The sequence below is a fragment of the Halorussus amylolyticus genome (genome assembly GCF_004143485.2).
Taxonomy (GTDB): Archaea; Halobacteriota; Halobacteria; order Halobacteriales; family Haladaptataceae; genus Halorussus; species Halorussus amylolyticus.
On record NZ_ML974131.1, the window covers coordinates 17409 to 43777 of the forward strand.

27 protein-coding genes and 1 other RNA gene are annotated in these 26369 nt (G+C 65.7%); 19 read left to right on the forward strand and 9 right to left on the reverse strand.

Annotated elements, in window-relative coordinates; all coding sequences use genetic code 11:
* Positions 1-33: 33 nt before the first annotated feature.
* On the reverse strand, positions 34-639 hold the full coding sequence (locus EKH81_RS04030) for a TIGR00296 family protein (protein WP_132059081.1): 606 nt from the start codon (positions 637-639) through the stop codon (positions 34-36).
* A gap of 173 nt (positions 640-812) precedes the next feature.
* Here EKH81_RS04030 and rnpB point away from each other — a divergent pair.
* Both rnpB and EKH81_RS04040 read left to right on the forward strand, forming a co-directional pair.
* Positions 813-1338, forward strand: an RNA gene (gene rnpB / locus EKH81_RS04035) — RNase P RNA component.
* 380 nt (positions 1339-1718) lie between these two features.
* Positions 1719-4238 carry a heavy metal translocating P-type ATPase gene (locus tag EKH81_RS04040; RefSeq protein WP_132059082.1) on the forward strand — a complete coding sequence of 840 codons (2520 nt, stop codon included), beginning with the start codon at positions 1719-1721 and terminating at the stop codon, positions 4236-4238.
* A 68-nt stretch (positions 4239-4306) separates the two neighbouring features.
* Here the strand turns inward: EKH81_RS04040 and EKH81_RS04045 are convergent, their stop codons facing one another.
* The 5 genes from EKH81_RS04045 to EKH81_RS04065 all read right to left on the reverse strand — a co-directional run bounded on the left by EKH81_RS04045 (position 4307) and on the right by EKH81_RS04065 (position 8136).
* On the reverse strand, positions 4307-4492 hold the full coding sequence (locus EKH81_RS04045; RefSeq protein WP_132059083.1) for a hypothetical protein: 186 nt from the start codon (positions 4490-4492) through the stop codon (positions 4307-4309).
* Between the two features lie 17 nt (positions 4493-4509).
* On the reverse strand, positions 4510-4968 hold the full coding sequence (locus tag EKH81_RS04050; RefSeq protein ID WP_132059084.1) for a hypothetical protein: 459 nt from the start codon (positions 4966-4968) through the stop codon (positions 4510-4512).
* Between the two features lie 134 nt (positions 4969-5102).
* Positions 5103-6113, reverse strand: a complete 1011-nt coding sequence (locus EKH81_RS04055; protein WP_132059085.1) for a histone deacetylase family protein — start codon at positions 6111-6113, stop codon at positions 5103-5105.
* Positions 6110-6541, reverse strand: coding sequence for a histone family protein (locus EKH81_RS04060; protein ID WP_132059086.1), 432 nt, complete (start codon positions 6539-6541; stop codon positions 6110-6112). Before EKH81_RS04060 ends, EKH81_RS04055 begins: the two co-directional genes overlap by 4 nt.
* A gap of 161 nt (positions 6542-6702) precedes the next feature.
* Complete coding sequence (locus EKH81_RS04065) at positions 6703-8136, reverse strand: single-stranded DNA binding protein (RefSeq protein WP_132059189.1); 1434 nt, start codon at positions 8134-8136, stop codon at positions 6703-6705.
* Between the two features lie 578 nt (positions 8137-8714).
* Here EKH81_RS04065 and EKH81_RS04070 point away from each other — a divergent pair.
* Genes EKH81_RS04070 through EKH81_RS04080 form a run of 3 tightly spaced genes read left to right on the forward strand, consistent with a single transcriptional unit; the run spans position 8715 to position 10929 of the window.
* Positions 8715-9338: an IMPACT family protein gene (locus tag EKH81_RS04070; protein ID WP_132059087.1), complete on the forward strand. Its 624-nt coding sequence runs from the start codon at positions 8715-8717 to the stop codon at positions 9336-9338.
* Between the two features lie 51 nt (positions 9339-9389).
* Positions 9390-9794, forward strand: coding sequence for a phosphoribosyl-AMP cyclohydrolase (gene hisI, locus EKH81_RS04075; RefSeq protein WP_132059088.1), 405 nt, complete (start codon positions 9390-9392; stop codon positions 9792-9794).
* Complete coding sequence (locus tag EKH81_RS04080) at positions 9787-10929, forward strand: DUF7118 family protein (protein WP_132059089.1); 1143 nt, start codon at positions 9787-9789, stop codon at positions 10927-10929. Before hisI ends, EKH81_RS04080 begins: the two co-directional genes overlap by 8 nt.
* Before the next feature lie 25 nt (positions 10930-10954).
* Here the strand turns inward: EKH81_RS04080 and glmM are convergent, their stop codons facing one another.
* Positions 10955-12319 carry a phosphoglucosamine mutase gene (gene glmM / locus EKH81_RS04085; protein ID WP_132059090.1) on the reverse strand — a complete coding sequence of 455 codons (1365 nt, stop codon included), beginning with the start codon at positions 12317-12319 and terminating at the stop codon, positions 10955-10957.
* A gap of 139 nt (positions 12320-12458) precedes the next feature.
* Between glmM and EKH81_RS04090 the strand changes: the two genes are divergently transcribed.
* The 7 genes from EKH81_RS04090 to EKH81_RS04120 all read left to right on the forward strand — a co-directional run bounded on the left by EKH81_RS04090 (position 12459) and on the right by EKH81_RS04120 (position 17756).
* Positions 12459-13337 (forward strand): HVO_0234 family beta-propeller protein, encoded by an 879-nt coding sequence (locus EKH81_RS04090; RefSeq protein WP_132059091.1) that lies wholly within the window; start codon positions 12459-12461, stop codon positions 13335-13337.
* Between the two features lie 57 nt (positions 13338-13394).
* Positions 13395-14201, forward strand: coding sequence for a molybdopterin synthase (locus EKH81_RS04095; protein ID WP_132059092.1), 807 nt, complete (start codon positions 13395-13397; stop codon positions 14199-14201).
* Positions 14202-14525: 324 nt separating this feature from the next.
* Positions 14526-14777, forward strand: coding sequence for a DUF7123 family protein (locus EKH81_RS04100; protein WP_132059093.1), 252 nt, complete (start codon positions 14526-14528; stop codon positions 14775-14777).
* 142 nt (positions 14778-14919) lie between these two features.
* Complete coding sequence (locus tag EKH81_RS04105) at positions 14920-15873, forward strand: AEC family transporter (protein ID WP_132059094.1); 954 nt, start codon at positions 14920-14922, stop codon at positions 15871-15873.
* A gap of 81 nt (positions 15874-15954) precedes the next feature.
* Positions 15955-17073 (forward strand): site-2 protease family protein, encoded by a 1119-nt coding sequence (locus EKH81_RS04110; protein WP_132059095.1) that lies wholly within the window; start codon positions 15955-15957, stop codon positions 17071-17073.
* A 211-nt stretch (positions 17074-17284) separates the two neighbouring features.
* The gene (locus tag EKH81_RS04115) at positions 17285-17494 is read left to right on the forward strand and encodes a hypothetical protein (RefSeq protein WP_132059096.1); all 210 of its coding nucleotides are present in this window, start codon (positions 17285-17287) and stop codon (positions 17492-17494) included.
* Positions 17469-17756, forward strand: a complete 288-nt coding sequence (locus tag EKH81_RS04120; protein WP_132059097.1) for a type II toxin-antitoxin system RelE family toxin — start codon at positions 17469-17471, stop codon at positions 17754-17756. The genes EKH81_RS04115 and EKH81_RS04120 overlap by 26 nt, the downstream gene beginning before the upstream one ends.
* Positions 17757-17771: 15 nt before the next feature.
* Here the strand turns inward: EKH81_RS04120 and thiL are convergent, their stop codons facing one another.
* Complete coding sequence (gene thiL / locus EKH81_RS04125; RefSeq protein ID WP_132059098.1) at positions 17772-18647, reverse strand: thiamine-phosphate kinase; 876 nt, start codon at positions 18645-18647, stop codon at positions 17772-17774.
* Positions 18648-18753: 106 nt separating this feature from the next.
* On the opposite strand from thiL, the gene pyrH reads away from it, so the two are divergent.
* The 4 genes from pyrH (at position 18754) to EKH81_RS04145 (ending at position 23661) form a co-directional block, all read left to right on the forward strand.
* Entirely contained in the window at positions 18754-19479 is a 726-nt protein-coding gene (gene pyrH / locus EKH81_RS04130) for a UMP kinase (protein WP_132059099.1), read from the forward strand.
* The gene (gene lysS, locus EKH81_RS04135) at positions 19476-21269 is read left to right on the forward strand and encodes a lysine--tRNA ligase (protein ID WP_368407695.1); all 1794 of its coding nucleotides are present in this window, start codon (positions 19476-19478) and stop codon (positions 21267-21269) included. The genes pyrH and lysS overlap by 4 nt, the downstream gene beginning before the upstream one ends.
* Before the next feature lie 156 nt (positions 21270-21425).
* Positions 21426-21740, forward strand: coding sequence for a hypothetical protein (locus EKH81_RS04140; protein ID WP_132059100.1), 315 nt, complete (start codon positions 21426-21428; stop codon positions 21738-21740).
* Between the two features lie 112 nt (positions 21741-21852).
* On the forward strand, positions 21853-23661 hold the full coding sequence (locus tag EKH81_RS04145; RefSeq protein ID WP_132059101.1) for a site-2 protease family protein: 1809 nt from the start codon (positions 21853-21855) through the stop codon (positions 23659-23661).
* Here EKH81_RS04145 and EKH81_RS04150 read toward each other — a convergent pair whose 3' ends face one another.
* Positions 23662-24279: a hypothetical protein gene (locus EKH81_RS04150; protein WP_132059102.1), complete on the reverse strand. Its 618-nt coding sequence runs from the start codon at positions 24277-24279 to the stop codon at positions 23662-23664.
* A gap of 133 nt (positions 24280-24412) precedes the next feature.
* Between EKH81_RS04150 and EKH81_RS04155 the strand changes: the two genes are divergently transcribed.
* The 3 genes from EKH81_RS04155 to EKH81_RS04165 all read left to right on the forward strand — a co-directional run bounded on the left by EKH81_RS04155 (position 24413) and on the right by EKH81_RS04165 (position 26214).
* On the forward strand, positions 24413-25024 hold the full coding sequence (locus tag EKH81_RS04155; RefSeq protein WP_132059103.1) for a helix-turn-helix transcriptional regulator: 612 nt from the start codon (positions 24413-24415) through the stop codon (positions 25022-25024).
* Between the two features lie 149 nt (positions 25025-25173).
* Positions 25174-25593: a hypothetical protein gene (locus EKH81_RS04160; protein ID WP_132059104.1), complete on the forward strand. Its 420-nt coding sequence runs from the start codon at positions 25174-25176 to the stop codon at positions 25591-25593.
* Positions 25594-25728: 135 nt separating this feature from the next.
* Positions 25729-26214 carry a twin-arginine translocation signal domain-containing protein gene (locus EKH81_RS04165; protein WP_132059105.1) on the forward strand — a complete coding sequence of 162 codons (486 nt, stop codon included), beginning with the start codon at positions 25729-25731 and terminating at the stop codon, positions 26212-26214.
* Positions 26215-26369 lie beyond the last annotated feature (155 nt).

Below are 26369 nucleotides of genomic sequence, written 5' to 3' on the forward strand. Positions count from 1 at the left end.
TGTGCGGTGCTTCGTCTCGGGGCTTCGAATCGTCTAGTCGAGTTCTTCGACGGTGCCTTCGGGTTCGCGCTCGCGGAACACCTGTCCGTCGAACAGCGTGACCGACACGTCGTCGTCCTCCCACGCGCCTTTGGGGAGTCCGGCCTTTCGACAGGTGCGGTCCAAGTACTCGAAGGAACTCCAGTCGTTCTCGCAGGGAAGCGTCGGATACATCCACGCCTGCTTGCCTCGGCCTTCGATGGCGACGCCGTGGGTGCCGAGTTCGATGTCGGCGATAGGGTCGTCGGTGAGGGTGGTGTCTCGAACGACGCACACCGAGATTTGCAGGTTCGGGAGTTCGGGTGCCTCGACTTCGGAGCCACAGGACGTGTCGCTCGCGGCGCTGATTGCCGAGTCCACGATGAGGTGGCCGAGCTGGTCGCTGCCCTCGTACGCACCGTCGCATCCTCGAAGCCGTCCTCGGCCTCGGGTGGACGTGAGTCGGACGAACACGCCGGTTCGAGCGTAGAACGCTTCGCGCATGCTTCCGGGCTGTTCTCGCTGTCCGTTGATAACGTAGGATTCGACCGACTCGCGTGCGAGTTCGACGGCGCGCGTGCCATCCTCGTAGGAGAGAGTAACTGCCTGGGCCTGTGCCATACAGAACACCTTATGTCGGGCACTGCCTTCAAGTCTTCCCTTGAATACTAAATCCGGTAATGACCCGCTACCTTTTGATTGGCAGTGGTTATCACGCGGCAACGGGACGTTAGACCCGGCGTACCGACCGTCCCACCGAACGGCTTAAACGCGGTCGGGCGCTACGTTCGCACGGCAGAGGGAGCCGAGTCTCCGCGACCGCGCTCGCACCGCGAGCGCGGACGTGAGGAAAGTCCCCCCACCGTTCGGGCGGGCGACCGGGTGCAAGCCCGGAGCGGGAGACCGCTGGCTCTGGAACAGAAACGAGACCACTCCACCCGACCGATGAGGTGCGCGAACCCCGAGGTAACGAGGGGGAGCTAACCCACCGAGGGCTGCGTGGCGGCGAAGCCGCCACGTTCGACGAGGCGGTGTAACCGCCGAGCGCGTTCCGGCATCGCCGGAACGAAATGTGAGGCGGCATAGCCGCCGAACGCGTGGCGACTTCGTCGCCACGTTATGGTGAGACGGTGTGACCGTCGAACTGAGGCGTTCCGACTTCGTCGGAACGCCGACGGTGGAGAACGGATGGAACGGCGAATCCTCGCCGGTGCAAGTCCGCGCCGCGCGATGCGAGAGCATCGCCTGGTAGCCCGAACGCTGGCGCGGACGCTCAGCCGAATACTCGGACGAACAGAAGGGGGCTTACTCCCCTCAGCCGCTTTCCGTACTACCCAAGGACGACTACGAGGAGAACGAGCGCGACGATGACCTCGACTGCAAGAACCGTGACCGCGGCCCCGATTTTCAAGGCGGACGTTTCCATCCCCATTTCGTAGGTGCTCATCTCGTCTCCACCTTGGGTAGCGTTCCCAATAAGTCGAGAGCAACGTTACTCACCGTTCTCGATTTCGACCGGTTCGTAACGCAACGAACGGTCGTGAACCGTTTCGGCGAGCGAGAAATCTACGCTTACACCGACACGACCGTCATCGCCCGAGATATTGATAACGTACTCCGGATTATTTATTAACGATTCATACTCTGTGCCGAGTTCGTGACAGCAGGATTAATAGCTCGTGAGCGACTACTTTCGGACAATGACGACTCCCGAGTCCGGCCGGACGGTCCGACTCTCGGTTCCGGAGATGGACTGTCCCTCGTGCGCGAAGAAGGTCACGTCGAGCGTCGAGTCGCTCGACGGGGTTCGCGACACCGACGCTGCACCCACGACGGGCACGCTCGTCGTGACCTACGTCCCCGACGCCGCCGACACCGCCGACACCGCGGCCATCCGCGACCGCGTGGAAGCCGCCGGATACGCAGTCGAATCCGACGCCGAGACCGGCGGGACCCTCCGGCTTTCCGTGCCCGAGATGGACTGCCCGTCGTGCGCCGGAAAGGTCGAGAGCGCCCTCGACGCCGTTCCGAGCGTCGAAACCGTCGAGACGCACCCGGCGACCGGCGAGGTGGTCGTGACCGGCGGCGACGACCGCGCCGCGGTCGTCGCCGCAATCGAAGGCGCGGGCTACGAGGTGGCCGACGCGACGACCGACGAAGGCGGTCCCGAGATTGCCGAATCGAGCGCAATCTGGACCAGCACCCGTGGGCTGAAGACGTGGGCGGGGGCGATTCTCATGCTTGCGGGGATGGCGCTCGAATTCGTCTTCGCGGGCGCGAACCTCCACCTGTTCGACGCGGTCGGCCGCGAGTTCCACGCTTCGGCGGTCCTGCTCCTCCTCGCGGCCGGAGTCGCGGGCCAGCCAATCGTCCGAAGCGGCTACTACTCCGCTCGGAATCTGAGCCTCGACATCGACCTCCTGATGGGGACCGGCGTGGTGAGCGCAATCGCGGTCGGTCTCTACGTCGAGGCCGCCACGCTCGCGGTCCTCTACAGCGTGGCCGAACTCCTCGAACGCTTCTCGATGGACCGCGCTCGGAACTCGGTTCGGGAACTCATGGACCTCTCGCCCGACACCGCGACAGTGAGGCGAGGCGACGGCGACGGCGAGACCCACGAAGAGACCGTCCCCGTCGAGGAAGTCGCGGTCGGCGAACTCGTAGTGGTTCGCCCCGGCGAGAAGATTCCGGTGGACGGCGATGTCGTCGCGGGCGAGAGCGCGGTGAATCAAGCCCCCATCACGGGCGAGAGCGTCCCGGTGGACAAGTCGGCGGGCGCTGAGGTGTACGCCGGGACGGTCAACGAGGAGGGCTACCTCGAAATCGAGGCGACCGCCGAGTCCGACGAGACCACGCTCTCGCGCGTGGTCGAACTCGTGGGTGACGCCCAGCGCGACCGCACCGACCGCGAGCAGTTCATCGAGCGGTTCGCGGCGTACTACACGCCGGTCATCGTCGTCGCCGCGATTCTGACCGCGTTCGTCCCGCCGCTCCTCTTCGGCGAGGGGTTCCGAACGTGGTTCGTCCGGGGCCTGACCCTGCTCGTGGTGGCGTGTCCCTGCGCGTTCGTCATCTCGACGCCCGTGTCGGTCGTCTCGGGCGTGACCAGCGCCGCCCGGAACGGCGTCCTCGTGAAGGGCGGGCCGTCCCTCGAATCGATGGGCGAAGTCGAAGCCGTCGCGTTCGACAAGACCGGCACCCTCACGCAGGGCAACCTCGCGGTGACCGACGTGGTTCCGCTCAACGGCAACGCCGAGGCCGACCTCCTGCGGTGTGCGCACGACCTCGAACGCCGGAGCGAACACCCCATCGCGCAGGCCATCGTCGATGCGGCCCACGACCGCGGCGACCCCCACGGCGAGGCCGGCGAGGACCGCCCCATCGAGAACTTCGAGAGCCTCACCGGCAAGGGCGTCCGCGCGGACCTCGACGGCGTGACCCACTACGCCGGAAAGCCCGCGCTGTTCGAGGAGTTGGGCTTCGACCTCGAACACGTCCACCTCTCGACTGACGGCGGAACGGCCGCCGAAGCGGCCGGAAGCCAGTGTGCCGACCGCGAGGACTGCCTCGACCTGCTCGCCGACGTGGTGCCCCGGTTCCAGCGCGAGGGCAAGACCGTCGTCCTCGTCGGAACCGAAGCCGAACTCGAAGGCGTGGTCGCAATCGCCGACGAGATTCGCCCGGAGGCCGCGACCGCAATCGAGCGCCTCCAGGCCCGCGGACTGACCTGCGTGATGCTGACCGGCGACAACGAGGGCACCGCCCGAGCGGTCGCGGAGGCGGTCGGCGTCGAGGAGTACCGCGCCGAACTCCTCCCCGACGAGAAGGTCGAAGCCGTCGAGGAACTCACCGACCGCCACGAGTCGGTCGCGATGGTCGGCGACGGCATCAACGACGCGCCCGCGATGGCCGCGGCGACGGTCGGCGTGGCGATGGGCGCGGCCGGAACCGACACCGCCATCGAGACCGCCGACATCGCCCTGCTGGGTGACGACCTCCTGACGGTGCCGTACCTCTATCGGCTCTCGCGGAAGGCCAACGGCGTGATTCGACAGAACATCTGGTCGAGTCTCGCGGTCAAGGCGGTGCTGGCGGCGGGCGCGCCGCTCGGCTTCGTCTCGGTCGCCGCGGCCATCGTGGTCGGCGACATGGGAATGAGCCTCGGCGTGACCGGGAACGCAATGCGACTCGCGCGGGTGAAGCCCGAGGAGATGGAGTAAATCGAAAGAAGTGACGTGTCTGTGCTATACCATACGCCCGAAAACCCGGAAAATAGGGCTTTCGTAAACTACCCTTCAACGGGAACTTCGTCGTGGACTTCCTCGTCGTTTTCGGATGTCGAATCGAGACCGGCCGTCTCTCGGCGTCGTTTTAGCTCTTCGACGGTGATTTCTCGGCGGCTTGCCACGGATTCGAGAACTTCCTCCTCACTGTGGTGGGTGTCCTCCGGCGGATCCACGACGTAACGACTCATACCTGTTATTAGTCAATCTATCCGGATAAACTTTCGGACGACTGGACTATCGAGGGTGGCGGACTCAGTCCAATCTCTTGGGGGTCGAACTCTTCGATGTTGCCCCGATACACTTCGAAGAGGTACGCTCGGTTGTGTTCGTCGGTAAAGATGTCTCGACAGTACTCCATCGTCGCGTAAATGCGTTCTGACGGCGGATATCGCTCCGACAACGCTTCGTAATCGACGCCCGTTGGCGGTGTGGTGAGCCAAATCTTCTCTTTCTGACCGTCGGGATACACGTCGATGTGAAATCCGTCATCGGTCGCTGGGTTCCACTCGAAGGCGCTGTGCCCGTTGTGGTCGAATCGGGCAACGTCTTCGAGAATGAGTTTCCCGTCCTCTCGGTGAACTCCTCGTTGAAGTCGAACCGTGAACGCAGTAGGACGCTTCCAATCATCGACTCCGTAGTAGCAGTAGAGGAGTTCTTCGGTCATCCCCGGGGTAGCGGGGAAGACTCGTGGAACATCGAAGTCAACATCCACCATTCGACTATTTCGTCACGCGCCCCAACAAAAAATATGTTGAAGTCCTCGACTCGAAGGTAGAGAACTATCGAGATGACTTCGTCTCACTCGAACGCCGGATGTCCCGCCCGAATCTCCTCGATTAGCTCCACCACGTCCTCGTCCGCGTCGTCGTCGGTCGAGACCGGCTTTCGGCCGTCGAACGTCTCGTGGACCTCGGCCACGCTGTCCGAAAGGGTGTCGAGACCGTAGCCACCTTCGAGAACGAATCCGAGCGCGGCGTCGGCGTCGTCTGCGAGTTCTCGCACGCGCGAAGTCAACATCCCGTAGCCGTCGGTCGAGACCCGCATCCGCGAGATGGGGTCGTGGCGGTGGGCGTCGAACCCCGCGCTCACCAGCACGAGTCCGGGGTCGAACGCCCGTATCGCAGGTGCGACGAGGTCGTCGAAGGCGTCGCGGTACTCGGGGTCGCCCGCGCCCGCGGGGAGCGGGACGTTCAAGTTCGTCCCTTCGCCAGCCCCCTCGCCCGACTCCTCGATTTCGCCCGTTCCGGGGTAGAGGCCCTCCTCGTGAATCGAGGCGTAGAACACGTCGTCGGCGTCGTAGAAGATGTCTTGAGTGCCGTTGCCGTGATGCACGTCCCAGTCGAAGATGGCGACTCGCGACACGTCGCGCGAGTCGATGGCGTAGCGCGCGGCGACCGCGGCGTTGTTGAAGAAACAGAACCCCATCGCGTCGTCCTCGACCGCGTGGTGGCCCGGCGGGCGGCCGAGCGAGAACGGGGTCTTCCTGCCGTCGTCGCCGTCGAGCGCGGCGTCGGCCGCCCACTCGGCGAGTCCCGCTGACCGGAGCGCGGCGTCCCATGTCGCTTCGACGCCGATGGTGTCGGGGTCCCAGCTCCCGCCACCGTCCTCGCAGAACTCCCGGAACTCCGCGACGTAGTCGGCATCGTGGACCGCCTCCACTTCCGCCCTGCTGGCGGCGTCGCCCTCGACGTACTCGACGCAGTGCTTGCGGGCCAGTACCTCGCGGATGGCTCGCAGACGGTCGGGGTTCTCGGGGTGGCGCTGGCCCGTATCGTGCGCGAGACACGTCTCGCTGTAGCCGAATCTCATCCGAACAGTTCGAAGTAAGTCTCGATGTCCTCGGCCTTAACAGTTCGCCGGTCGGCGTGGTGTGCGAGGATGGCGGCCGCCTTCGCGACGTTGTCGGCGTAGTCCTCTAAGATGTCCGCCAGCGCGATGCGGGCGTCCATCGCCACCCGATAGTCGTCGGTGATGTCGAGGCGCGCGATGCGGTCCACGGGCGCGACCGGGAGTTCGAGGTCGGCCTTGTCCACGACCTGTTCGACGCCGAAGTCGTCGCTCATCAGCGTCTTCCGTCCGTCCGCGCTCGCTCGTTTCGCGGCGTCAACCGCGAGCTCGGCCCCGTGGCGCTGGATGCGCCGAGCTAACTCCTCGGCGGCGTCGGCGCTGACCCGAAGGTCGCCAGCGTTCCGTCGGATGATGGTATCGACCGGTGCAAACGGCAGCTCGACGCTCATACCCGAATCCGGGTATCTCGCGCCCTTAGTTCTTTCCGTCGCGTCTTTCGGGCGACCTCCGTCCGTCTTTTGGCCCGCCAGCAGGCGTACCGAACTCCCGACCCAAGCGCAGGCGATAGGGGAACACGACCGAAACCGCACGATGGCGAACCGTCCCGGAGTTAGAACACGTCGTCGGCGTCGAGCTTTCCGTCGCGAAGTTGCCCACGTGCGGTGATTTTCTCGCCGAGCGTCACGTCGGCGCTCGCGCTCACGCTCATCGTCTCTTGGCCGTCGTCGAGGATGATGGGGTCTCCGGCCTGCACGACGGTGCCCGTGAACTCGATTTCCTCGTCACTCTCTTTCGCGACCGCCGTTCCGGCGGTCGCACCGTCGCCCGTTGCGGAGTCGCCGCCCGAATCGCCGCCAGCGGGCGACGCCGACGAGTCGGCGTCGCCCGCGAACGCGTCGAGTCCGGTCTCGCCGTCGCTGTCGGCGTCGGCCTCGCCGAGGACGGTCACGGTCGATTGCCATCCGGCCGACCCCTCGATGTCGTCCTGCCAGCCGTCCTGAATCTCGAGGTCGGCCAACTGGACTTCGTCGCCCGGCCCGACGTCGGCGTCGGCCTTCTCGCCCCAGAGCGCGACCCGGAGGTCGCCGGTCGAGTCTTGGACCCGGATGTTCCGGACCTGCCCCTCCGAACCGTCGTCGCGGTCGAAAGTGCGCTTGGGGTCCGCAGAGCGCACGACGCCCGAGATATCCACGGTTTCGCCGATTTCGAGACCGTCGATGTCAGCCGTCTCGGGCACGTACTCGATGTCTTCGTCGATTTCCTCGACCGCGCCCCGAGAGCCGAGGTGGAGTTCGAGGTCGCCGTCGCGTTCGCGAACGTAGCCGTCAACGACCTCGACTGAAGTTCCGGCGTCGATTTCGTTCGCGAGTTCGGCCTGCTCGTCCCACAGCGTGACCCGGACCCTGCCGGTGGGGTCGCCGACCTTCAGGTTCGACACCTGCCCCTCCGAACCGTCGTCGCGCGAGAACGTCCGGATGGAGTCGGTGTCGAGGACCTTCCCGCGGAGGTTCACGTCCGAGAGACCGAGCGAGAGGTCCTCGACCCGGTAGGTGTCCTGAATCTGCACGTCGATGTCGGTCTCGCCGTCGGGTTCGACCTGATTCACGTTGACCTCGACGCCGTTGTACCCCTCCTTCGGACGGCCCGCGATGCGGAGGACCTCGCCGACTTCGAGTTCCTCGACTCCGGCGTCGGCCTGCTTGTCCCAGAAGGTGATGCGGACCGACCCGGTCTCGTCGGCGACTTCGACGTTCAGCACGCGGCCGTCCTCTTGGTCGTCCTCGCCGTCGCGCTCGAACGTCCGGAGGTCGCCGATGCCGACCACCTTCGCCGCGAATTTCACCTCCTCCATTCCGGGCTCGATGTCGGCGATGCCGTTGACCTCGCCGCCCTCCTCGTCGAGTTCGTGGGCGATGAGCATCGCCGCCGTCTCCTCGTCGGCCAGTCCGCCCATCTGTGCCACTTTCTCTTCGACCGCTTCGCGGAACTCCTCTAGGGATACCTCCGCGTCGAGGTCGGCGTGAACGTCCTCTATCGCGCCCATAATCGTATTACCGAGCAGGAGTGGCCCGCGCTTAAGCATTGTCCTTGGCGCTCTCCCTCGGTCTCGTCGGGCGATTTCGACCGGTAGGGCGGGTCGCGTTCCGGGACCGGGTCTCGGGTGGTCATGGCCCGAGTTGGCTTCGCTTTCGTATATAAATTCTCGGGAGTGGCGCTCGGTGACACAAACTATCGGAAACAGCCGGTGACACAGTCCACCGGAAACAGCCAGTGACACAATCTACGAGGTGGGAATGAAAGGGGCCGTCCGGTCGCGTCCACTTTAGTCGCCTCCGCGGGCCAGTATTTCCGCGCGGGCGGTGTGGAGAGCGCGGAAATATCCCGCGGAGCGACCGCGACCGGGCGGGGGCTTTCGAGGTGTCCATGCTGTTGTTATCCTCGACATAGAGCGACTGGACGGGGGCTTTCTGGCCGTTGTTGGTTCTGTAGCCGCTTGCGATTCAGAAAGGAGGAAAGCTCTCTGTTCATTATCGCTCGGTGATTGGTTCGGCACCAGTATCCCGCAACACGCATCGCGGCCAAATCCGCGGTTTTTCGTCGCTCGCCCGCCAACCCCCGACGATGACCGACGCCGAGGACACCTACCGGACCGTTGCCGACCGGGGCCGGGCCAGATTCGAGATTCGCGGGTCGGAGTTCGTCGGCCACGTTCGGCCCGTCGCCGACCGCGAGGAAGCCGAGGCGTTCGTCGCCGAAATCCGGGCGGAGTACGACGACGCGACCCACAACGTCCCGACGTACCGCGTTCGGGAGGACCCGCTTCGGGAGTGGGCCGACGACGACGGCGAACCCACTGGGTCGGCGGGCAAGCCCGCGCTCAACGTCCTCCAGCAGGAGGGCGTCGAGAACGTGGTCGCGGTCGTGACCCGGTACTACGGCGGGACGAATCTCGGCGTCGGCGGTCTCGCGCGGTCGTACTCCCGGGCGGTCAAGGACGCGCTCGCCGACGCCGAAATCGTGGAGCGCCGCCCCCGCGAGCGATTCGAGGTCGTCGTGGAGTACGACGACTCGGGGACGGTCAGGGGGATTCTCGAAAGCGCGGACTCCGACGCGGCGTTCGACGCCGACTACGCCGAGCGGGTCGCGTTCGAGGTGGACGTTCCGGTCGGGGAGGCAGAGGCGCTCCGAGACCGGATTCGAAGCGCGACCAGCGGCCGGGCGGAGATTGGCTCGCGGTCGGGATAACGACTTGCCGACACACAAGACATATCGCCGGGAAAGCCGAACCACCAGCCAATGAGCGAGAGCCAGACCGCCGAGGTGGACGACGCCGACGTCGCAGTCGAACTCGACTTCGGCGACACCGGCCGCATCCCCGCGATTGCACAGGACGCCGACTCCGGCGAAGTGCTGATGCTCGCGTACGTCACGCCGGAAGCGGTCGAGCAGACGTGCGAGACCGGACTGGCCCACTACTATTCCCGAAGCCGCGAGGAGTTGTGGCAGAAGGGTGGCACCAGCGGCCACGTCCAGCGCGTTCGGGAGGTCCGGGCCGACTGCGACGGCGACGCCCTGCTCTACCTCGTCGAACAGGAGGGCGGCGGCGCGTGTCACACCGGCTACGAGACGTGTTTCTACCGGACGCTCGACGGCGAGGAGGTCGCCGACCGGGCGTTCGACCCCGACGACGTGTATGAGTGAGAACGTCCACCGCCGGCCCGACGCTGTCGCGGACCTCGAAGCCGCCGACGCCGCCTACCGCGACGTGGTGGCGGAAATCGAGTCTCACGGCGAGGAGAACGTCGAAGCCGTCGCGGACGCGTACGACCGCGCGACCACGCTGCTCGCGCGCTACGAGGCGCAGGCGACCGGTACCGGCCGGTCGAACTTCCAGAAGTTCGTGGAGTTCAAATCGAAGTTCAGTTCGCTCGTCGAGGGCCTCGACGACGACCTGCCCGCACGCGACGCCTTCGAGGCGGCGGGCGACCGGGTCGACAAGAATCGGCTCAACGAGTCCGACTTCGAGCGCGCTCGCGACGACCTCGAACCCGCGAAAGGGGTCGCGGACCTGCTCGACGACCGCCGGGAAGCGCGCTCGCGTTACCGAAAGCGCCTGAAGGAAACTCACCGCGCGCTCGAAGCCGCCGAGGCGGACCTCGCAGACCGCGAGCGACTGGTCGAACTCGGGGCGGCCGACCTCGACGCACCGGTCGAGGAGATTCGAGACCCCATCGAATCGTACAACGACGCCGTGAACGAGGCGTTCGCCGAGTTCCGGCGCGAGTCGAGCGCCCGCGCGGTCCTCGACTTCGTGGCGACGACTCGGAGCTACCCGCTGGTCGAGTTCGACCGCCCGCCCGAGAATCTTCGCGAGTACGTCGAGAACCGCGAGGTCGGCGAGGAACCGCTCACGAAACTGCTCAAATACGCTCGCTACTCGAACTCGAAGCTCTCCCACTACGTCGGCGACCCCGGCGCGCTCAAGCGCGCGGTCGCGACCAACGAGACGTATCTCGAACGCCTCGACGCCGACCCGCTCGAACTCGACTGGCCGCCGCGGTCCGCGACCGACCTGAAGTGGCGCGTCGAGGAACTGGTCTCGGTCGTCGGCCGGTTCGCCCCGGAGGCGGTGGTGGCCGACCTGCGGGAGGTACAGCGTGCCGTCCACGACGAGGCGCGCTTCGAACGGCTTCGAACCGCGGCGGAGGCCGAAGCGCAGCTATCCGACGCGGAGCGAGAGAAGGTCGAGAACGGGGAGGTGACCGCGGAAATCGAGGATTTGAAGGCGCGAATCTCCGCGCTGGAGGATTCGCTCGAAGCGTATCCCGACCGGTAGTCGCGACGGAATCGCCGGGCGAAAACTACACTTCCGCCTTCGCTTCCAGCAGTTTCTCTTCCATCGCTTGGGCTAACTCCGTCGCCCAACTCTCCTCGCGAGCCTCGGCGTAAATCCGGACCATCGGCTCGGTGCCGCTCGGTCGGGCCAGCACCCACGCGTCGCCGTAGTCGAATCGGTATCCGTCGAGGGTCGTCATCTCGGCGTCGCTCTCCTCGGCCTCGCGCTCGGCGGCGTCGAGCAGTGCGTCGCGCTCGGCGTCGGTGTCGTAGCCGATGTTGACCCGGACGTTGTGGTAGCCGCCGTAGGGCGCGACGACTTCGCTCGCCGAGCGGTCGGCGAGGAGTTCGAGGAACTTCGCCGCGGTGTACGCGCCGTCGCGGGCGAGCAGGTAGCCGGGGAAGAAGATGCCGCCGTTGCCCTCGCCCGCGACCGGGACCGACTCGCCCTCGCTCTGAAGCTCCTCGATTCGGGTGATGAGGTTAGTCGAACCGATGGGCGTGAGTTCGAGCGTCGCGCCCCGGTCGTCGGCCACGTCCACGAGTCGCTGGGAGACGTTGACCGCCGAGACCACCGAGTCGCCGGGTTCGAGTTCGGCGGCCGCCAGCGCCGCGAGCGTGGCGTCGCCCTCGACGTACTTGCCGTTCTCGTCGTAGAAGATTGCGCGGTCTGCGTCGCCGTCGTGGGCGATTCCGACGTCGGCGTCGGTGGCGGCGACCAGTCGGCCCAGGTCGCCGAGGTTCTCGGGGACGGGTTCGGGCTCCCGGCCGGGGAAGTGGCCGTCGGGCTGGCTGTTGGCGGTCACGACCCGACAGCCGAGCTTTCGGAAGAACTCCGGGCTGGTGAGCGACCCCGCGCCGTGGCCGGGGTCGAGCGCCACGGTGAGGTCGGCACCCGAGATTTTCTCGCGGTCCACCGCCGCGAGAAGTCCCTCGACGTACGCCCGGCGTGCGCCCTCGACGCGTCGGCTGCCGCCCGTTTCGCTCCACCGGACCGAGTCGAACTGCTCGGTCAGGAACTTCTGTTCGATGCGCTCCAAATCGGAGACCACGAGTTCGACGCCGTCGGCACCGATTAGCTTGATGCCGTTGTACTCGGGCGGATTGTGGGAGGCGGTTATCATAACGACCGGCGTGGCCTCGCGCTCGGCGTACGCTTGCGCGCCTGGCGTGGGAACGATTCCGAGGCGGTCCACGTCCGCGCCCACGCTGGCGAGACCGCTCGCGGCGGCGTCGGCGAGCATCCGCCCGGTCGCGCGGGTGTCGCGGGCGACTGCCACGCGGTCGGCCCGCCACACCGTCCCGGCGGCCTTCGCGACTTTCAGCGCGAACTCGGGGGTGAGTTCCTCGTTTGCGACCCCCCTCGTTCCGCTCGACCCAAATACCTTCATGTGCGAGCGTGAGGACCGGGGAACAAAAGGCATTCCGGAGCGGGCTCTCTCGTGTCGAGTCGCCGTCACAGGCGTCTCGAACCCCGACTCTCGGCTTCGAATCCGAACGCCTAACCACCCCACCGCCGAAATCTCGCGTATGGGAATCAGCATCGACGAGAAGCGAGTGTACGCCGGGGACGACGACACCGCCCCGGTGTACGTCGTCGGTGAGTTCGGCATCGCAGTCGTGGAGACCTCCGACGACCTCGTGGGCGGATTCGAACTCGAACGCCAGTGCGACGCGCGCGACGCCGCCGGGGCGGACGGCCGGGTCGCGGTCGCCACCGACGAGGACGTGCTCGTCGGCGGCCGGGACGGCTTCGAACCGCTCGGCGTGGGTCCGGCGGTCGCGGTCGGATTCGCGGGGTCGGACCTGCTCGTGGCTACGGAAGACGGTCGGATTCTCCGTAGCGGCGGCGGTGACGGTGACGCCGACGCCAACGATTCGTGGACCGAAATCGGCGAACTTCCGGACGTGCGCGCCATCGACGGCGACTTTCTCGCGACGGCGTCGGGCGTCTACCGGGCGACGGGCGACTCCGAATCGGCGTCCGCGAGCCTCGAACACGTCGGTCTCGAAGACGTTCGGGACGTGTCGGCCGCGGGCGTCCCGCTGGCGGCGACCGGCGACGGTCTCTACCGGCTCGGAAACGGTTGGCTGGACGAACTCGACGGCGGCTTTCGCGCGGTCAGCGCCGCGAGACGCGGCGCTGACCGCGCGGACTGGGCCCACGCGGCGAGAGAGTCAGCGAGCGAATCGGTGAGCGATTCGGCTGGCGAGTCGGGTTTGTATGCCCGCGAGGACGGCGAGTGGCGCGCGGTCGAGATTCCGACCGAGAGCGAAATCGTCGCGCTCGCCCACGGCGAGGGGGCGTACGCCGTCACCGAGGACGGCACCTTCCTGCTCTCGGTCGGCGACGGGTGGCGCTCCCAACTGCTCGGACTTCCGGGCGTCCGAGCACTCGCGGCCCCGTGAGACGCGGATTCTCGCCCCATCGAAGGCTACAAGCGCGTCCCGATCCATGAGTCGTCCATGTACGTGCTGGGCGTCGTCGGCGACGAAGCGCGGGCGGTCGCCGACGACTTGGCGGCGGAGTTCGGCGAGGACGGTCGCGTGGCGGTCGTCGCGCGCGACCCGACCGCGAGCGACGGGACCGCACTCGAAACCTCGGCGGACGCGACCTACCGACTCGCGGACGGCGGGTGGACCGCGTCGGGACGCGACCGAGCGCTCTCGGACGTTCTCGACGACCTCGCGCCGGAGTACGACCGCGCGATTCTCGTTGATTTTCCGGCGGCAGACGTGCCGCAGGTGGTCGTCGGGGCCGGCCCTGAGGAAGTGGACCACGCGGGCGAGACGCTCCTCGAAGCGGCCGACGCCGACGGTGTGGACCCCGCAGAAATTCGAGCGCGCCTCGACGCCACCGAACCCTACGAGACGCTCGAATCGCTCGTCGCCGAGGCGAAGCGCTCCGAAGACGCCCCGTACTCGGGAGCCATCGCCACGTTCACCGGGCGGGTCCGCGCGAAGGAGGACGCCGACGACGAACCCACCGAGTACCTCGCGTTCGAGAAGTACGAGGGGGTCGCCGAGGACCGGATGGACGCCATCAGCGCCGAGTTGGAGGAGCGCGAGGGCGTGTTCGAGGTGGTGATGCACCACCGGACCGGCGTCATCGAGTACGGCGAGGACATCGTGTTCGTCGTGGTGCTCGCGGGACACCGAAAAGAGGCGTTTCGGACGGTCGAGGACGGCATCGACCGCCTCAAGGACGAAGTGCCGATATTCAAAAAGGAAGTCACGACCGACGAGCAGTTCTGGGTCCACGAGCGGTCGTGACCGGTCGGTCCGGATTCGCGCCTCGTCTGTTCGGGGTCGCGCCTCGTCCGCTCCGGGGTCGAATCTCGTCCGCTCCGGGGCCGCGACTCGTTCGTTTCCCGCTCTCGTCAGTCGTTCGCAAGACGTTCTGACTCGGGCCTCTATTTTGCGAAAGAAAACGCGAAAATGGTTTTTGAACTATCTAACGGCCTCAAAAAACGTCGTAAAACGTTGCTTTTAGCCCATTTTCCGGTATCGACCCGGCTTCGAGATGCGAATATTCGGAAAACGACACTAACCGTCTGCCCTTTATAACACCCCCCGTACCCAATGGGTGGATGAGGCATGAGCGCAACCACGAAGCCCTCCGAAGCCCCCGAACCGAACTCGAAGAAACAGCGCCTCGAGCAGTTCCTCCAGCGTAAGGCCGACGACGGTGAGATGTACTTCAAGAGCAAGTTCATCGCGGACGAGGTCGGCCTCTCGGCCAAAGAAATCGGCGCGCTGATGGTGAAACTCAAGGATTCGGCGACCGACCTCGAAATCGAGAAGTGGTCGTACACGAGCGCGACCACGTGGCGCGTCTCCCCCGCGTAAGTCGGTTCCTCGCCGAGGTCCCCCGCATCGCTCGTCGAACGGTTCGCGTGCCGCCCGATTGGTCCCTTTCTCCCTCGCTTTCGTTTCGTCGCGGATAGCCGCGTCCGATACGTTTGTAACCGCCCGGAAACACCGTCCGAGCGTGTCACTCGTCTCCGCGCTGACGACCGCGATTCTGCCGGTCCTCTCCATCGCGGCGGTCGGCTTCCTGCTCGGGAAGGCTCGCGAAATCGACGTGGACCCGCTCGGGACCATCACCATCTACGTCCTCACGCCGGCGCTCGTCTTCTACAGTCTCGCGACGTCGTCGCTCTCGGGCGGTCTCGCCGCGAAACTGGTTGGCGGCGCAATCGTGACCACCATGGCGATGGTCGTCCTCGCGGAGGGCGTCGGCCGCTTACTCGGCGAGTCCGAACCCGTCCTCGGCGCGCTCGTCCTCTCCTCGGCGTTCCCGAACGCGGGCAACTACGGTATTCCGCTCGCGGTGTTCGCCTTCGGCGCGGTCGGGCGCTCGACCGCAGTGCTCTACATCGCGAGCCAGTCGCTCCTGATGTACACCGTCGGCGTCTACCTCGCCTCGCGCGGTGGGGAGACGTCCGCGCGCGGGGCCGTGATGGAGGTGTTCAAACTCCCGCTCGTGTACGCGGTCATCGCCGCGTGGGTCGCGCGATGGCTCGGCGTCGTCCCGCCGACCGACACCGCCGCGATGGAGACGATACGGCTCGTCGGCGACTCGGCGATTCCGGTGATGCTCCTGATTTTGGGCATCCAGCTCGCCAACACCCGACACGGCGCGGCGCTCTCGCGGGTCGGCGTCTCGAACGGCCTGAAATTGGTGGTCGCACCGCTCGTCGCGGTCGGCGTCGCGCTCGCCCTCGGTCTCGGCGAGAACCCCACGGTCGCGCGGGTGTTCGTCCTCGAAGCTGGGATGCCCGCCGCGGTCACGCCCCTCATCCTATCCATCGAGTACGACGAGGGCGCGGAGGGCTTGTCCGGCCCGGAGTACGTCAGTACCGCCATCTTCGTCAGCACGCTCGCGAGCGTCGGCACGCTGACCGTCCTCATCGCGGTGTTGCAGGCGGGACTGTTGGTGTGAGGGCGGCGCTCGCGCACTGGAGTGTGCGAGCGCCGCCGTCGTCACGGGGTTTATCAACGCCGACACCGTAGCCCGTACCGAATGGGTTCGAGCGACCCGCCCGTAGATGGTCCGTCGCTGGAGCGATTGCGCTCCGTGTTCCGCGTGTACGAGACTCGCCAAGAGGGCGAGCAACTGGTGTACTACGGCGAACCGCTGGTGGCTCAGGAGCGGCTCATGAAGACCGTGTGGCCGCTGTTTCGCGAGAACGGCTACGAGGTCACGCTCGGTGTCAGAACCGGCGAGTACGTCCTCGTGGCCGAACCCGCCGAGACGGGCATCGACGGGATTCCGTGGACGAACGTCGTGCTGTTCGTCATGACGGTGGTCTCGACGCTGTACGCCGGTGCCGCGTGGTACCACGTCGATGTCGCCGCGAATCCGCTCGGTCTCCTCGAAGCGTGGCCGTTCGCGGCCGCCGTCGTCGGCGTCCTGCTGACCCACGAACTCGGCCATTACGTGATGACTCGGTACCACGGCGTGGAAGCCAGTCTGCCGTACTTCATCCCGATGCCGACGCTCATCGGCACGATGGGCGCGGTCATCCGGATGAAAGGCCAGATGCCCGACCGCGAGGCGCTGTTCGACATCGGTGTCGCGGGGCCGATTGCGGGACTCGTCGCCACCATCGTCGTGACCGCAATCGGACTGCTGATGGGACCGATAGACGTTCCGGTCGAGGTCATCGACAGCGCGAACACCATCGAAGTCGAGTTCGGCTATCCGCCCCTGCTCGAACTCATCGCGTGGGCGGTGGGCCAGCCGATGGTGTACGACGACCCCACAAAGGCGGTCAACCCGGTGGTCATCGGCGGGTGGGTCGGGATGTTCGTCACCTTCCTGAACCTCATCCCGGTGGGCCAACTCGACGGCGGTCACATCGTCCGGGCGATGATGGGCGAACAGCAAGAGCGAGTTGCCGCGCTCGTCCCGGTCGCGCTGTTCGGTCTCGCGGCCTACGTCTTCTACGTCGAGCAGGTCAGCAACGCCTCGGTGCTCTGGGTGTTCTGGGGCCTGCTCGCGACGTGGGTCGCCTACGTCGGCCCGGCAAAACCCATCGACGACGAGGGGTTGGACACGCGCCGAAAGCTCGTCGGACTCCTGACGTTCGTGTTCGGCGTACTGTGTTTTACGCCGGTTCCCATCGAGATAATCGCGTAAAGCGGTCGTTCTGATTCTTCTTAAGTGACTCTGTCTAGATGATAGATTCCCGAAGGCTTATCCTGTAAGCGTTGTAAATATGTGCCAGAGTTACAGCGTCGAGTATCGATACGAGAGTTGTACTCTCAGACCGAACAACGCTACGAAGAAACGACACGCACGGCCACGAATCGCGTACTCCGACCATAAAACAAGGGGTACGGGAGGAAAAATGTCCGCTAACAAACGCATCCCCACGACCGAAGACACATGGAAAGAGTTGCACGAACTCAAAGAACCCGGACAGACCTTCGACGAACTCCTGACGGAACTGATTCAGGAGCATCGAGAGCGTCGGCTCGCCGAGCGAGCACGCGAAGTCCGCGAAGCCGACCGGGAGGAGCTAACGTCTCTCGATGAGCTACGAGATACTGCTGAGTGAGGAGGCACGGGCCTTCTACACTTCCCTCGACGAGAAGAGCCAGCGAATCTGTGCCGAGACGCTCGGCTACCTCGAAGCGAATCCGTATCCCGGCCGCGGACAGGGCGACAAAAAGAAGCTGAAAGCCCAAGACGAGGAAATCTATCGGATACACGTCGGCCGAACGTACACCGCGTTCTACGTCGTCCTCGAAGCCGAGGGCGAGGTCCGCGTGACCGATTTGATGACTATCGAGGACGCCCATAAGGAGTACGGTCGGTAGCACGACGGTGTTCGACTACTCGCCGTGCGTGTACCCGCGGTCGGGCAATTCCTCGCCGTCCATCTCTACACCGTCCGCCGTCACCTCGCCAATCACCGAGATCGGCGTCGGCGACTCCTCTCGAACCCTTCCAAGTTCCGACTCCGGCACCGTGAACACCAGTTCGAAGTCCTCACCGAAGAACGTCGAGAGTTCCCTGATTTCCGCCTCGTTCTCCGCCACGTCGCGAACCGCCTCGTCCACCGGGAGCGCCGCTGATTCGACTGAAAATCCGCAGTCGCTCGCCTCCGCGAGTTGGTGGAGCGAGCGCGCGAGTCCGTCGCTCGAATCCATCATCGCGGTGGCGTAGGGTGCGAGCGCCTGGCCCGCCCGGACTCGGGGTTCGAACCGAAACAGGTCGTTCGCGCGCTCGACCTCGCCGCGGTCGAACAGGCGGAGCGCCGCGGCGCTCCGCCCGAGCGTGCCCGTGACACACGCGAGGTCGCCCGCGCTCGCGCCCGACCGGAGGACCGGGTCGGCGGTCCGACCGAGCGCCGTGGTCGCGGTCGTGAACTCTCGGCTCTCGTCCAAATCGCCGCCGACGTACGACGCGCCGACCGCTTCGCACACGTCGCTCGCGCCTGCGACGAACGCTTCGAGTTCGTCGGCGTCGAACTCGGGTACGGCGTAGACGGCGACCGCGGCGGTCGCCTCGGCACCCATCGCGGCCACGTCCGACAGCGACGCGCCGACCGCGCGCCACCCCGCGGCGTACCGGGTCGTCCCGTCGGGGAAGTCGGTCGTCTCGTGGAGCATGTCGGTCGTGAGCACCTGCTCGCCGACGACCGCCGCGTCGTCGCCCGCGGCGGGGAGTCGGTCGGCGAGCAACGAGAGTGCGGCCCGCTCGTCCATGTCCGGGAATCGACGGCCCGGCGTGAAAGTTCTCCGGTCTCGTTCCGGGGGCCGGTCCCCGAAGTTGGCAACCCTTAAGGCCGCGTCCGGGCTACTCGCCGACAGAATGAAAGTAGTCGTCTCCATCGGCGGGAGCGTCCTCGCGCCGGACCTCGGCTCCGAGCGGGTCAGCGACCACGCCGACGTAATCGAGTCCCTCGCCGACGAGGGATGCACGGTCGGAACCGTCGTCGGCGGCGGCGGGGTCGCCCGCGAGTACATCGGTGCGGCGCGCGACCTCGGCGCGAACGAAATCGAACTCGACGACATCGGCATCGACGTGACGCGACTCAACGCTCGCCTGCTCATCGCCGCGCTCGGCGAGGGGGCCGCCCCGAGCCCGCCCGAGGACTACGAATCGGCGGGGGCCGCGATGCACCGCGGCGACATCGCGGTTATGGGCGGGGTCACGCCGGGCCAGACCACCGACGCCGTGAGCGCGGCCCTCGCGGAGTACACCAACGCCGACCTGCTCGTCTACGCCACGAGCGTCCCCGGCGTGTTCAGCGACGACCCGAACGAGACCGACGACGCCACCCGATACGACGAACTCACCGCGGGCGAACTCGTGGACGTCATCGCGGGCATCGAGATGACCGCGGGGAGTTCCGCCCCGGTGGACCTGCTCGCCGCCAAACTCATCGAGCGGTCGGGTGTGCGCACCATCGTCCTCGACGGCACCGAACCCGAGCGCATCGCCGACGCGGTCCGGTTCGGCGAACACGACGGCACCGACATCATCCCCGAGGGCACCGCCGACGGGATGACCTACTGGGCGAGCGACGAACGATGAGCGACCCCGAGATGCACCCCGACGACGACCCGTACGTCCTGCAGGGACCCCAACCCCACCCGTTCTGGGCCGAATCCGTCGCCGAAAAGATTCTGGACCGCGTGGACGACCACCCCGACCGCGACCCCGACGACCCCATCGTCATCAAGGGCGGCATCTCGCCGTCCGGAGTCCCGCACCTCGGCAACATGAACGAAATCGTGCGGGGCTACTTCGTCGCCGAGGCCCTCCGCGAGCGAGGCCGAGCGGTCCGGCAGGTGTTCACCGCCGACGACCGCGACCCGCTCCGGAAACTCCCGCGAAAGCTGGCGGACCTCGACGGCAATGTCGTGGACTTGGGCGAGGTCAACGCCGGAGCTTTGGGGCGAAACCTCGGCAAGCCGTACACCGCGATTCCCGACCCGTTCGGGTGCTGTGACTCGTACGGCGAGCACTTCTCGAACCTCATCGAGCGGAGCGCCGAAGTGCTCGGCATCCCGGTCGAGATGGTGTCGAACACCGAACTCTACGAGTCGGGCGAGTTCGACGACGCGACCCGGTATCTGCTCAAAAATCGCGAGCAGGCCCGCGACGTTCTGGGCGAGTATCAGGACAAAGTGGACGGCGACTACGTTCCGTTCAATCCCATCTGCGAGGAGTGCGGCAAAATCACCGAGACCGTGACGGGTGTAGACCTCGACGCGGGCACTGTCGAGTACGTCTGCACCGACATGGAGGCTGGCGACCAGACCATCGACGGCTGTGGTCACGAGGGCACCGCCACGTTCCGCGAGGGAAAGCTCCCGTGGCGCTTCGAGTGGCCCGCCCAGTGGCGCGTCCTCGGCGTGGACCACGAACCGTTCGGCAAGGACCACGCCGAAGGCTCGTGGCCGAGCGGCGCGGACATCGCCCGGAACGTCTTCGGGGACGTGCCTCCGGTGCCGATGGCCTACGAGTGGTTCACGCTCGACGGCCAGCCGTTCTCGTCGTCGTCGGGCCACGTCATCATGGTCCAAGACACCCTGAAGCTCCTCGAACCCGAAGTCCTCCGGTACTTCTTCACGAAGGACCCGAGCAAGGCGCGGGACTTCAGCATCGAGCATCTCGACCAGTTAGTGGACGAGTTCGACGGCTTCGAGCGGGCGTTCTTCGGCGAGGACGACGCCGACGAAACGGACGCCGACATCGCGGCGGCCGCGTACCCGCCCGTGATTCGGCCGACCGTGGCCGCGCGGTTCGACGCCGAGGGAGCGCCGATTTCGAACCCCGAGCGAGCGAGCGTCTCCGTCACCGACGCCGACTCTCGGGACCGACTCGACGCGCTCGCCGAGGACACCTTCCGGGAGCGAATCCGGCTTCCGTACACCTTCGCCGCGGTTCTCGGGATGACCGACGACCCCGCGCTCCGGGAGGAAATCGCGCGCCGGGAAGGTCACGTCCCCGACGACGCGCCCGAGTGGGTCACGGAGTTCGCGCTCTCTCGCGTCTCGCGTGCGAGAGAGTGGGCGCGCAGGACGGGCAACGAGTTCGACTACGACCTCAAGCGAACCGAGATGCCCGACGTTGACCTCGACGCCGAAACCGAGGTCGCGCTCGACGAACTCGCCGACTTCATCGAGGCGGGTCACGCTCCCGACGAGATTCAGGGCGAGATTTACGAGTCCGCCAAGCGCCACGACATCGACGTGGGCGAGTTCTTCTCGGTCGGCTATCGGCTCTTTTTCGACGACGACCAGGGACCGAAGCTCGGGCCGTTCCTCGCCAAGCTCGACCGCGAGTTCGTGCTCGCTCGGCTTCGACGCGAGGGATAAGTCCCTTTTGGCGAAAGGCTCATCTTCGCTCGCACCCAACTAGTAAGCGCTCACTAGCGTCGGGAAACGACAGCATAACAAAGTGACCTGCGCCGTTACTCGACGTGTGAAGTCGGCCGACGAGCCGTCGTCGGCGCGACCGAACGGAGCGTTACTATGGCCCTAATCGAACTCAACCTCGAGAAACCCGCTCTGAAGCGGGTCGAAACAGGAGAAGCGCCCACCAGAGAAGAACGAAGCGTCACCGTCGAGACCGAGACGGACTCGACGGAGACGGCCACCGAGACCGAATCCGAATCGACCGAGGAGGAAGCGTCGAGCGGCCGCGGTCGCGCCCGACGGTACGGCCGTCGGCTCGCAATTCTCGGCGGAACCGCCGCCGGTGTCGCGGCCGCCCGGAAGATTCGCCAGCGCCGGAACAAGTCGTCCGAACAGCAGGAACTCGAAGAAGACTGGCAGACCGCGGAGTAGCCCGCCGGATTGCAGAGTCGTTCGACACACCGCAGCGCAGTCCGATACACCGCGGCGGGTCCCCGTCCGCGTTCCCAAACGCATTTGACCGCCGCGTCCTTTCTTTCACCCGATGAACGAGACGCTCGTGTGGGTCCTCATCGGTCTCTCGCTCTACTGGTTCGGAGTCCTCGCGCTCAAGTCGCGCGGCCTCCTCCCCTCCTACATCGGGACGCAGGGACCGATTCTGACCATCCACACCCAGCGCGGCAAGAAGCTTCTGGACCGGCTCGCTCGGCCGAAGCGATTCTGGCGCGCGTGGGGGAACTTCGGTCTCGGCATCGCGCTCGTGGTGATGGTCGGCACGTTCCTGCTGTTGGTCTTGCAGGCCGTCGCCGTCATTCGAAACCCTCCGCCAGCGTCTGCCGTGACCCAACCTCGGAACGTCCTCGTGATTCCGGGCGTGAACGAGTTCCTCCCGCTGTCGGTCGCGCCGGAAATCCTGTTCGGCCTGCTCGTCGGTCTCGTGGTGCACGAGGGCGGCCACGGTCTGATGTGCCGAGTCGAGGACATCGAAATCAAGTCGATGGGGTTGGCGGCGCTGGCGATTCTCCCCATCGGCGCGTTCGTGGAACCCGACGAGGACAACCGCCGAGACACCGACCGCGGGGGCCAGAGTCGGATGTTCGCGGCGGGCGTCACCAACAACTTCGCGGTCACGCTGGTGGTGTTCCTCGCGCTCTTCGGCCCGGTCGTCGGCTCTATCGGCGTCGCACCGGGTGCGGCGGTGGGCGGGGTCATGCCCGGGTCGGCCGCGGAGAACGCCGGCCTCGACGCGGGCGACAGAATCGTCCAAGTCGGCGACACCTCCATCGAGTCGAACGCCGACCTCGACGCCGCGCTCTCCCGGTCGGGCGACGAAACCGTCTCGGTGACGCTCGCTGGCGGCGACACCCGGGAACTGGAACGGTCGCTCCTCGTGACCGACTTCCACCCCGACTCGCCGTTCGAGTCGATACTCTCGGTTGACCCCGAAAATCCCACGACCATCGCGGCGGTCAACGGCACCGAGGTCCGCACCGAAGAGGCGTTCCGGCAGGCGGTCGCCGACCGGAAGCTGGCGACCATAACGAACGACTCGGGCGGGTCGGAAACCGGGGCGGTCGGCGCACTGGCGACGGTGCAAGCCGACGGACCCGGCGACGACGCCGGACTCCCGGCGGGCGAGTCGGTCGTCATCACCGAAATCGACGGCGAGCGCGTCCTCAACGGGTCGGACCTGAGCGACACCCTCGACCGGTACGACCCCGGCGACACCGCGACCGTCGAGGCGTCCGTGAACGGGACGCTCGACTCCTACGACGTGACGCTCGGCGAAGGCGACGACGGGGGTGCAATCGTCGGCATCCTCGTTGCAGAGGGCACCAGCGGCGTGACGCTCAACAGCTTCGGGGTTCGGCTCTACCCCGCGGGGCAGTTCCTCGGCCTGCTCGGGGGCGACTTCGGTGCCCTCGCTGGCGGAACTATCGTCGGCCCGATAGCGTCGTTCCTCACCGGTATGTTCGGCGTGCTGTTGCTCCCGTTTTCGAGCGTCTCGCTCGGCGCGTCGTACAACTTCGCGGGGTTCGTCGGGTCGAACAGCGCCTTCTTCGTCGCGGAGGGCGGGCCGCTCTCGTTCCTCGGGACCGGCGCGCTGTTCCTGCTCGCGAACCTTCTGTTCTGGACGGGGTGGATAAATCTCAACCTCGGCTTCTTCAACTGCATCCCGGCGTTCCCGCTCGACGGCGGCCACATCCTCCGGATGGGCGTCGAGGCGATAATCTCGCGGCTCCCGACCGACCAGGGCCGACAGCTAACCACGATGGTCACGACGGCTGTCGGACTGCTGATGTTGATGAGTCTGCTGTTGATGGTGTTCGGGCCGCAGTTGCTGGCGGGGTAGCTACGACGAAATTCGTAACACCGTTCCGGAATCGAAATCCACGACGACGGAGAACGCCTCGGCGTCCGAGTGTTCGAATCGGACGACTGCTTCGTCAGGTACGTACGACGGCGTCGGCCGCTCGGCGATTACCGAGTCATTTTCCTCGTCGTCGCGAACGGTGAACGTCGTCGTATTTTCGTCCGTCCCGGCGCTCGTTTCGTTCGCCCCGCTGACCGACACGCTCACGCTTTGGTTCGCATCGAACTTTCGAATCGGCTCGACGGAACTCTCGTAGTCGTGGCCGTCGAGTCGTTCCTGAACGGTACTGTTCGCGACTGCTGTTTCCCGCGCTCGGTCGCGCTCCGATTCAGAGAGCGGACGATTTTCCGCGACGGAGACCTCGATGGCGTCCGGATTGGCTTCGAACTCGACGGTCTCGACCGCCGAGGTGTCGTTGAGAATTGTCACGTTCGTCTCGTCGCCAGAGTAGGTGAGCTTCTCGCCTTCGAACGCGAACTCGGAGGCGGGGTCGTCCGACGCCGGAGCGGTAACTCCGACGGCGACTCCGAGACCCGCCAATCCGACCCCGAGAACTGCGAGTCCCACGACGATTCCGATTTCGCTCGCGCTGGCCATGTCCGTACATTATGCGAAAGACCGGATATACGTTTGGCGTGAAACCGCTCGAAACCGGTTCCAAACGCGTTTCACGCGTTTTTCACCGCTAAAAATGGAGGATATTATAAGCTTCTGGGCAGGACAGTTCGATATGGATCTGGGCTCGCTCCGAAGGCAACGACTCCTCGCGGCCGTCATCTGCGTTATCTCGTCGTTCGTTCTCACGATTCAGCTAATCAGCCCGACGTCGGTCGTGGTCTCGGTCGACGGGACCACCACTGAGATATCCGAGTTTGCGGGTGTGTTCACGTATCAAGACGTTCTGGTTCTCGTCGCGGCGGCGGTTCTGCTGGGGGGCAGCGGGATGTACTTAATCGGAGACTGGCGGCGGTCGCAGACGAGACTCGACATCGACGCGGACGAGAGACCGGGGCGACCGTCGGCGTCGTCTCACCGGAACTCGGCGACACCGACCGCGGCAGGGACAACACCCATCGCGGCAGGCCCGAACGCGCGCACGAACGTCGAACCGACCGACGCCCGCCTCGAAGAGTGGGAAACCACCGCGGAACAGCTCTCGAACAACGAACGCGAAGTGTACGAGGCGGTGCTCGGAGCCGACGGCACTCGTCCCCAGAGCGAAATCGTCGAGGAGACCGACCTCTCGAAGGCGACGGTCAGCCGGACGCTGGACAACTTAGAGACCAAGAATCTGGTCGAACGCAAGCGGCGCGGTATGGGTAACGTCATCACGCTTCTGTAGGCGAAAAGCCGCCGAAACAGCTGTTTCACCCGGTTTTGCTGGCGTTTCCAACGAACGACTATGTGGTCTTTCACGCAACGTGTACTCAACGCAGTTCGGGCGATTCCCCCGGACGCGGTCGGAACGTCGCTCGAACGCGGAGACTGGACATGCAACGCGATGCGCTACTGATATCGGCGTTCGTGACGGTGGCGGCCCTCGGGGCTGGGGCCGTCGTGTTCGCGGACGCCGACACGACGGACGGCGAACGGGCCGAAACTGACCTCGAAATCGTAGACCGCAACGACGAACTGAACGAGTCCGAGCACGAGATGATTCGAAATCTCGTTTCGAACGACGATGCGATGGGCGAACTGCGAGCCCGACTCGACGACCCCGGCGCGGTGACGCTCGAAGTCGTCGGTGTCGCTCCCGACGGGCGCGTCCACATGGACGCCTCAGCGCCCGGCGAAAGCTCGGAGGTCGCGGTGACCGTCGCGCCCTCGGAGGCGACCGTCGAGGTCGAGACCGTCACACTGATGGGGGAGTCCGATGCGGAGAACGGGACGCGCGGGGCTGACCAGCGCTGACACGCCGTTCGAAACTCCCACCCCCCATACAATAGAAATACAACACATATTAAATACTATCTTTTTACTAGAAAATTTAATACTAATGTTCTAGAAGAAAACTTTAATAGTTAGTGTTCTAACACTATGAATGCCATGTCAGACCAGACACGGCGTTCGTTCGTGCGGAATAGTGCGATAACTGCAGTCAGTCTCGGCGCGTTGGCCAGCGGGGTCGGCTCCGCGTCCGACCGCGAACGGCTCACTGCGGACCAAGCCGAGCGGATGCAACTCGACGCCGCCACTGTCGAATCCGTCGGCGGCGACGCGACGACGCAGGCGACGTGGCCGGTGAGCTTCAGCTTCGACTCGGCTCCCGGTGAAGGGAAGGCCGGAGACGCACCCGACATCGTCGGGGGCGTGTTTTACGACTTCGACCTGAGCTACTCGCCGGAACTGTCCATCGACATCGGCTTCCTCGACACCGGCACCGACACGCTCTACGGGTACACGGTGAACGGAAGCGGCACGTACCGTCTCGAAGCTCCTGAGGGTATTCCCGAGGACAGCGCGGCCGTCGGGATTCTCAACCCCTCCGACAACAGTCGGGCGGTCTCGGGCGACCTTTCGGTAGACGAGTAATCAGCCGTCCCCGCCGTCTCATTTTTTGCGCGTTCGGAGGAGTAAGCACGTAAAGACGCCGCCGAGAGACGCTCCAATCCGCTTGCGACCCGTCTCGGACCCACCACGACGACACCGGCACAAACGTCGTCGTTCGCTCGGCTCTCTACCCATTG

What these genes read in the sequence shown, in the direction of transcription:
- EKH81_RS04150 (WP_132059102.1), bottom strand. Translation starts at nt 24,279, where the DNA reads ATGGCCAGCGCGAGCGAAATCGGAATCGTCGTGGGACTCGCAGTTCTC.
- hisI (WP_132059088.1), top strand. Translation starts at nt 9,390, where the DNA reads ATGAGCGAGAGCCAGACCGCCGAGGTGGACGACGCCGACGTCGCAGTC.
- EKH81_RS04070 (WP_132059087.1), top strand. Translation starts at nt 8,715, where the DNA reads ATGACCGACGCCGAGGACACCTACCGGACCGTTGCCGACCGGGGCCGG.
- EKH81_RS04115 (WP_132059096.1), top strand. Translation starts at nt 17,285, where the DNA reads ATGTCCGCTAACAAACGCATCCCCACGACCGAAGACACATGGAAAGAG.
- EKH81_RS04060 (WP_132059086.1), bottom strand. Translation starts at nt 6,541, where the DNA reads ATGAGCGTCGAGCTGCCGTTTGCACCGGTCGATACCATCATCCGACGG.
- thiL (WP_132059098.1), bottom strand. Translation starts at nt 18,647, where the DNA reads ATGGACGAGCGGGCCGCACTCTCGTTGCTCGCCGACCGACTCCCCGCC.
- lysS (WP_368407695.1), top strand. Translation starts at nt 19,476, where the DNA reads ATGAGCGACCCCGAGATGCACCCCGACGACGACCCGTACGTCCTGCAG.
- EKH81_RS04045 (WP_132059083.1), bottom strand. Translation starts at nt 4,492, where the DNA reads ATGAGTCGTTACGTCGTGGATCCGCCGGAGGACACCCACCACAGTGAG.
- EKH81_RS04090 (WP_132059091.1), top strand. Translation starts at nt 12,459, where the DNA reads ATGGGAATCAGCATCGACGAGAAGCGAGTGTACGCCGGGGACGACGAC.
- EKH81_RS04080 (WP_132059089.1), top strand. Translation starts at nt 9,787, where the DNA reads ATGAGTGAGAACGTCCACCGCCGGCCCGACGCTGTCGCGGACCTCGAA.
- EKH81_RS04030 (WP_132059081.1), bottom strand. Translation starts at nt 639, where the DNA reads ATGGCACAGGCCCAGGCAGTTACTCTCTCCTACGAGGATGGCACGCGC.
- EKH81_RS04120 (WP_132059097.1), top strand. Translation starts at nt 17,469, where the DNA reads ATGAGCTACGAGATACTGCTGAGTGAGGAGGCACGGGCCTTCTACACT.
- EKH81_RS04050 (WP_132059084.1), bottom strand. Translation starts at nt 4,968, where the DNA reads ATGACCGAAGAACTCCTCTACTGCTACTACGGAGTCGATGATTGGAAG.
- pyrH (WP_132059099.1), top strand. Translation starts at nt 18,754, where the DNA reads ATGAAAGTAGTCGTCTCCATCGGCGGGAGCGTCCTCGCGCCGGACCTC.
- EKH81_RS04155 (WP_132059103.1), top strand. Translation starts at nt 24,413, where the DNA reads ATGGATCTGGGCTCGCTCCGAAGGCAACGACTCCTCGCGGCCGTCATC.
- EKH81_RS04110 (WP_132059095.1), top strand. Translation starts at nt 15,955, where the DNA reads ATGGGTTCGAGCGACCCGCCCGTAGATGGTCCGTCGCTGGAGCGATTG.
- EKH81_RS04145 (WP_132059101.1), top strand. Translation starts at nt 21,853, where the DNA reads ATGAACGAGACGCTCGTGTGGGTCCTCATCGGTCTCTCGCTCTACTGG.
- EKH81_RS04140 (WP_132059100.1), top strand. Translation starts at nt 21,426, where the DNA reads ATGGCCCTAATCGAACTCAACCTCGAGAAACCCGCTCTGAAGCGGGTC.
- EKH81_RS04165 (WP_132059105.1), top strand. Translation starts at nt 25,729, where the DNA reads ATGTCAGACCAGACACGGCGTTCGTTCGTGCGGAATAGTGCGATAACT.
- glmM (WP_132059090.1), bottom strand. Translation starts at nt 12,319, where the DNA reads ATGAAGGTATTTGGGTCGAGCGGAACGAGGGGGGTCGCAAACGAGGAA.
- EKH81_RS04095 (WP_132059092.1), top strand. Translation starts at nt 13,395, where the DNA reads ATGTACGTGCTGGGCGTCGTCGGCGACGAAGCGCGGGCGGTCGCCGAC.
- EKH81_RS04040 (WP_132059082.1), top strand. Translation starts at nt 1,719, where the DNA reads ATGACGACTCCCGAGTCCGGCCGGACGGTCCGACTCTCGGTTCCGGAG.
- EKH81_RS04100 (WP_132059093.1), top strand. Translation starts at nt 14,526, where the DNA reads ATGAGCGCAACCACGAAGCCCTCCGAAGCCCCCGAACCGAACTCGAAG.
- EKH81_RS04065 (WP_132059189.1), bottom strand. Translation starts at nt 8,136, where the DNA reads ATGGGCGCGATAGAGGACGTTCACGCCGACCTCGACGCGGAGGTATCC.
- EKH81_RS04055 (WP_132059085.1), bottom strand. Translation starts at nt 6,113, where the DNA reads ATGAGATTCGGCTACAGCGAGACGTGTCTCGCGCACGATACGGGCCAG.
- EKH81_RS04160 (WP_132059104.1), top strand. Translation starts at nt 25,174, where the DNA reads ATGCAACGCGATGCGCTACTGATATCGGCGTTCGTGACGGTGGCGGCC.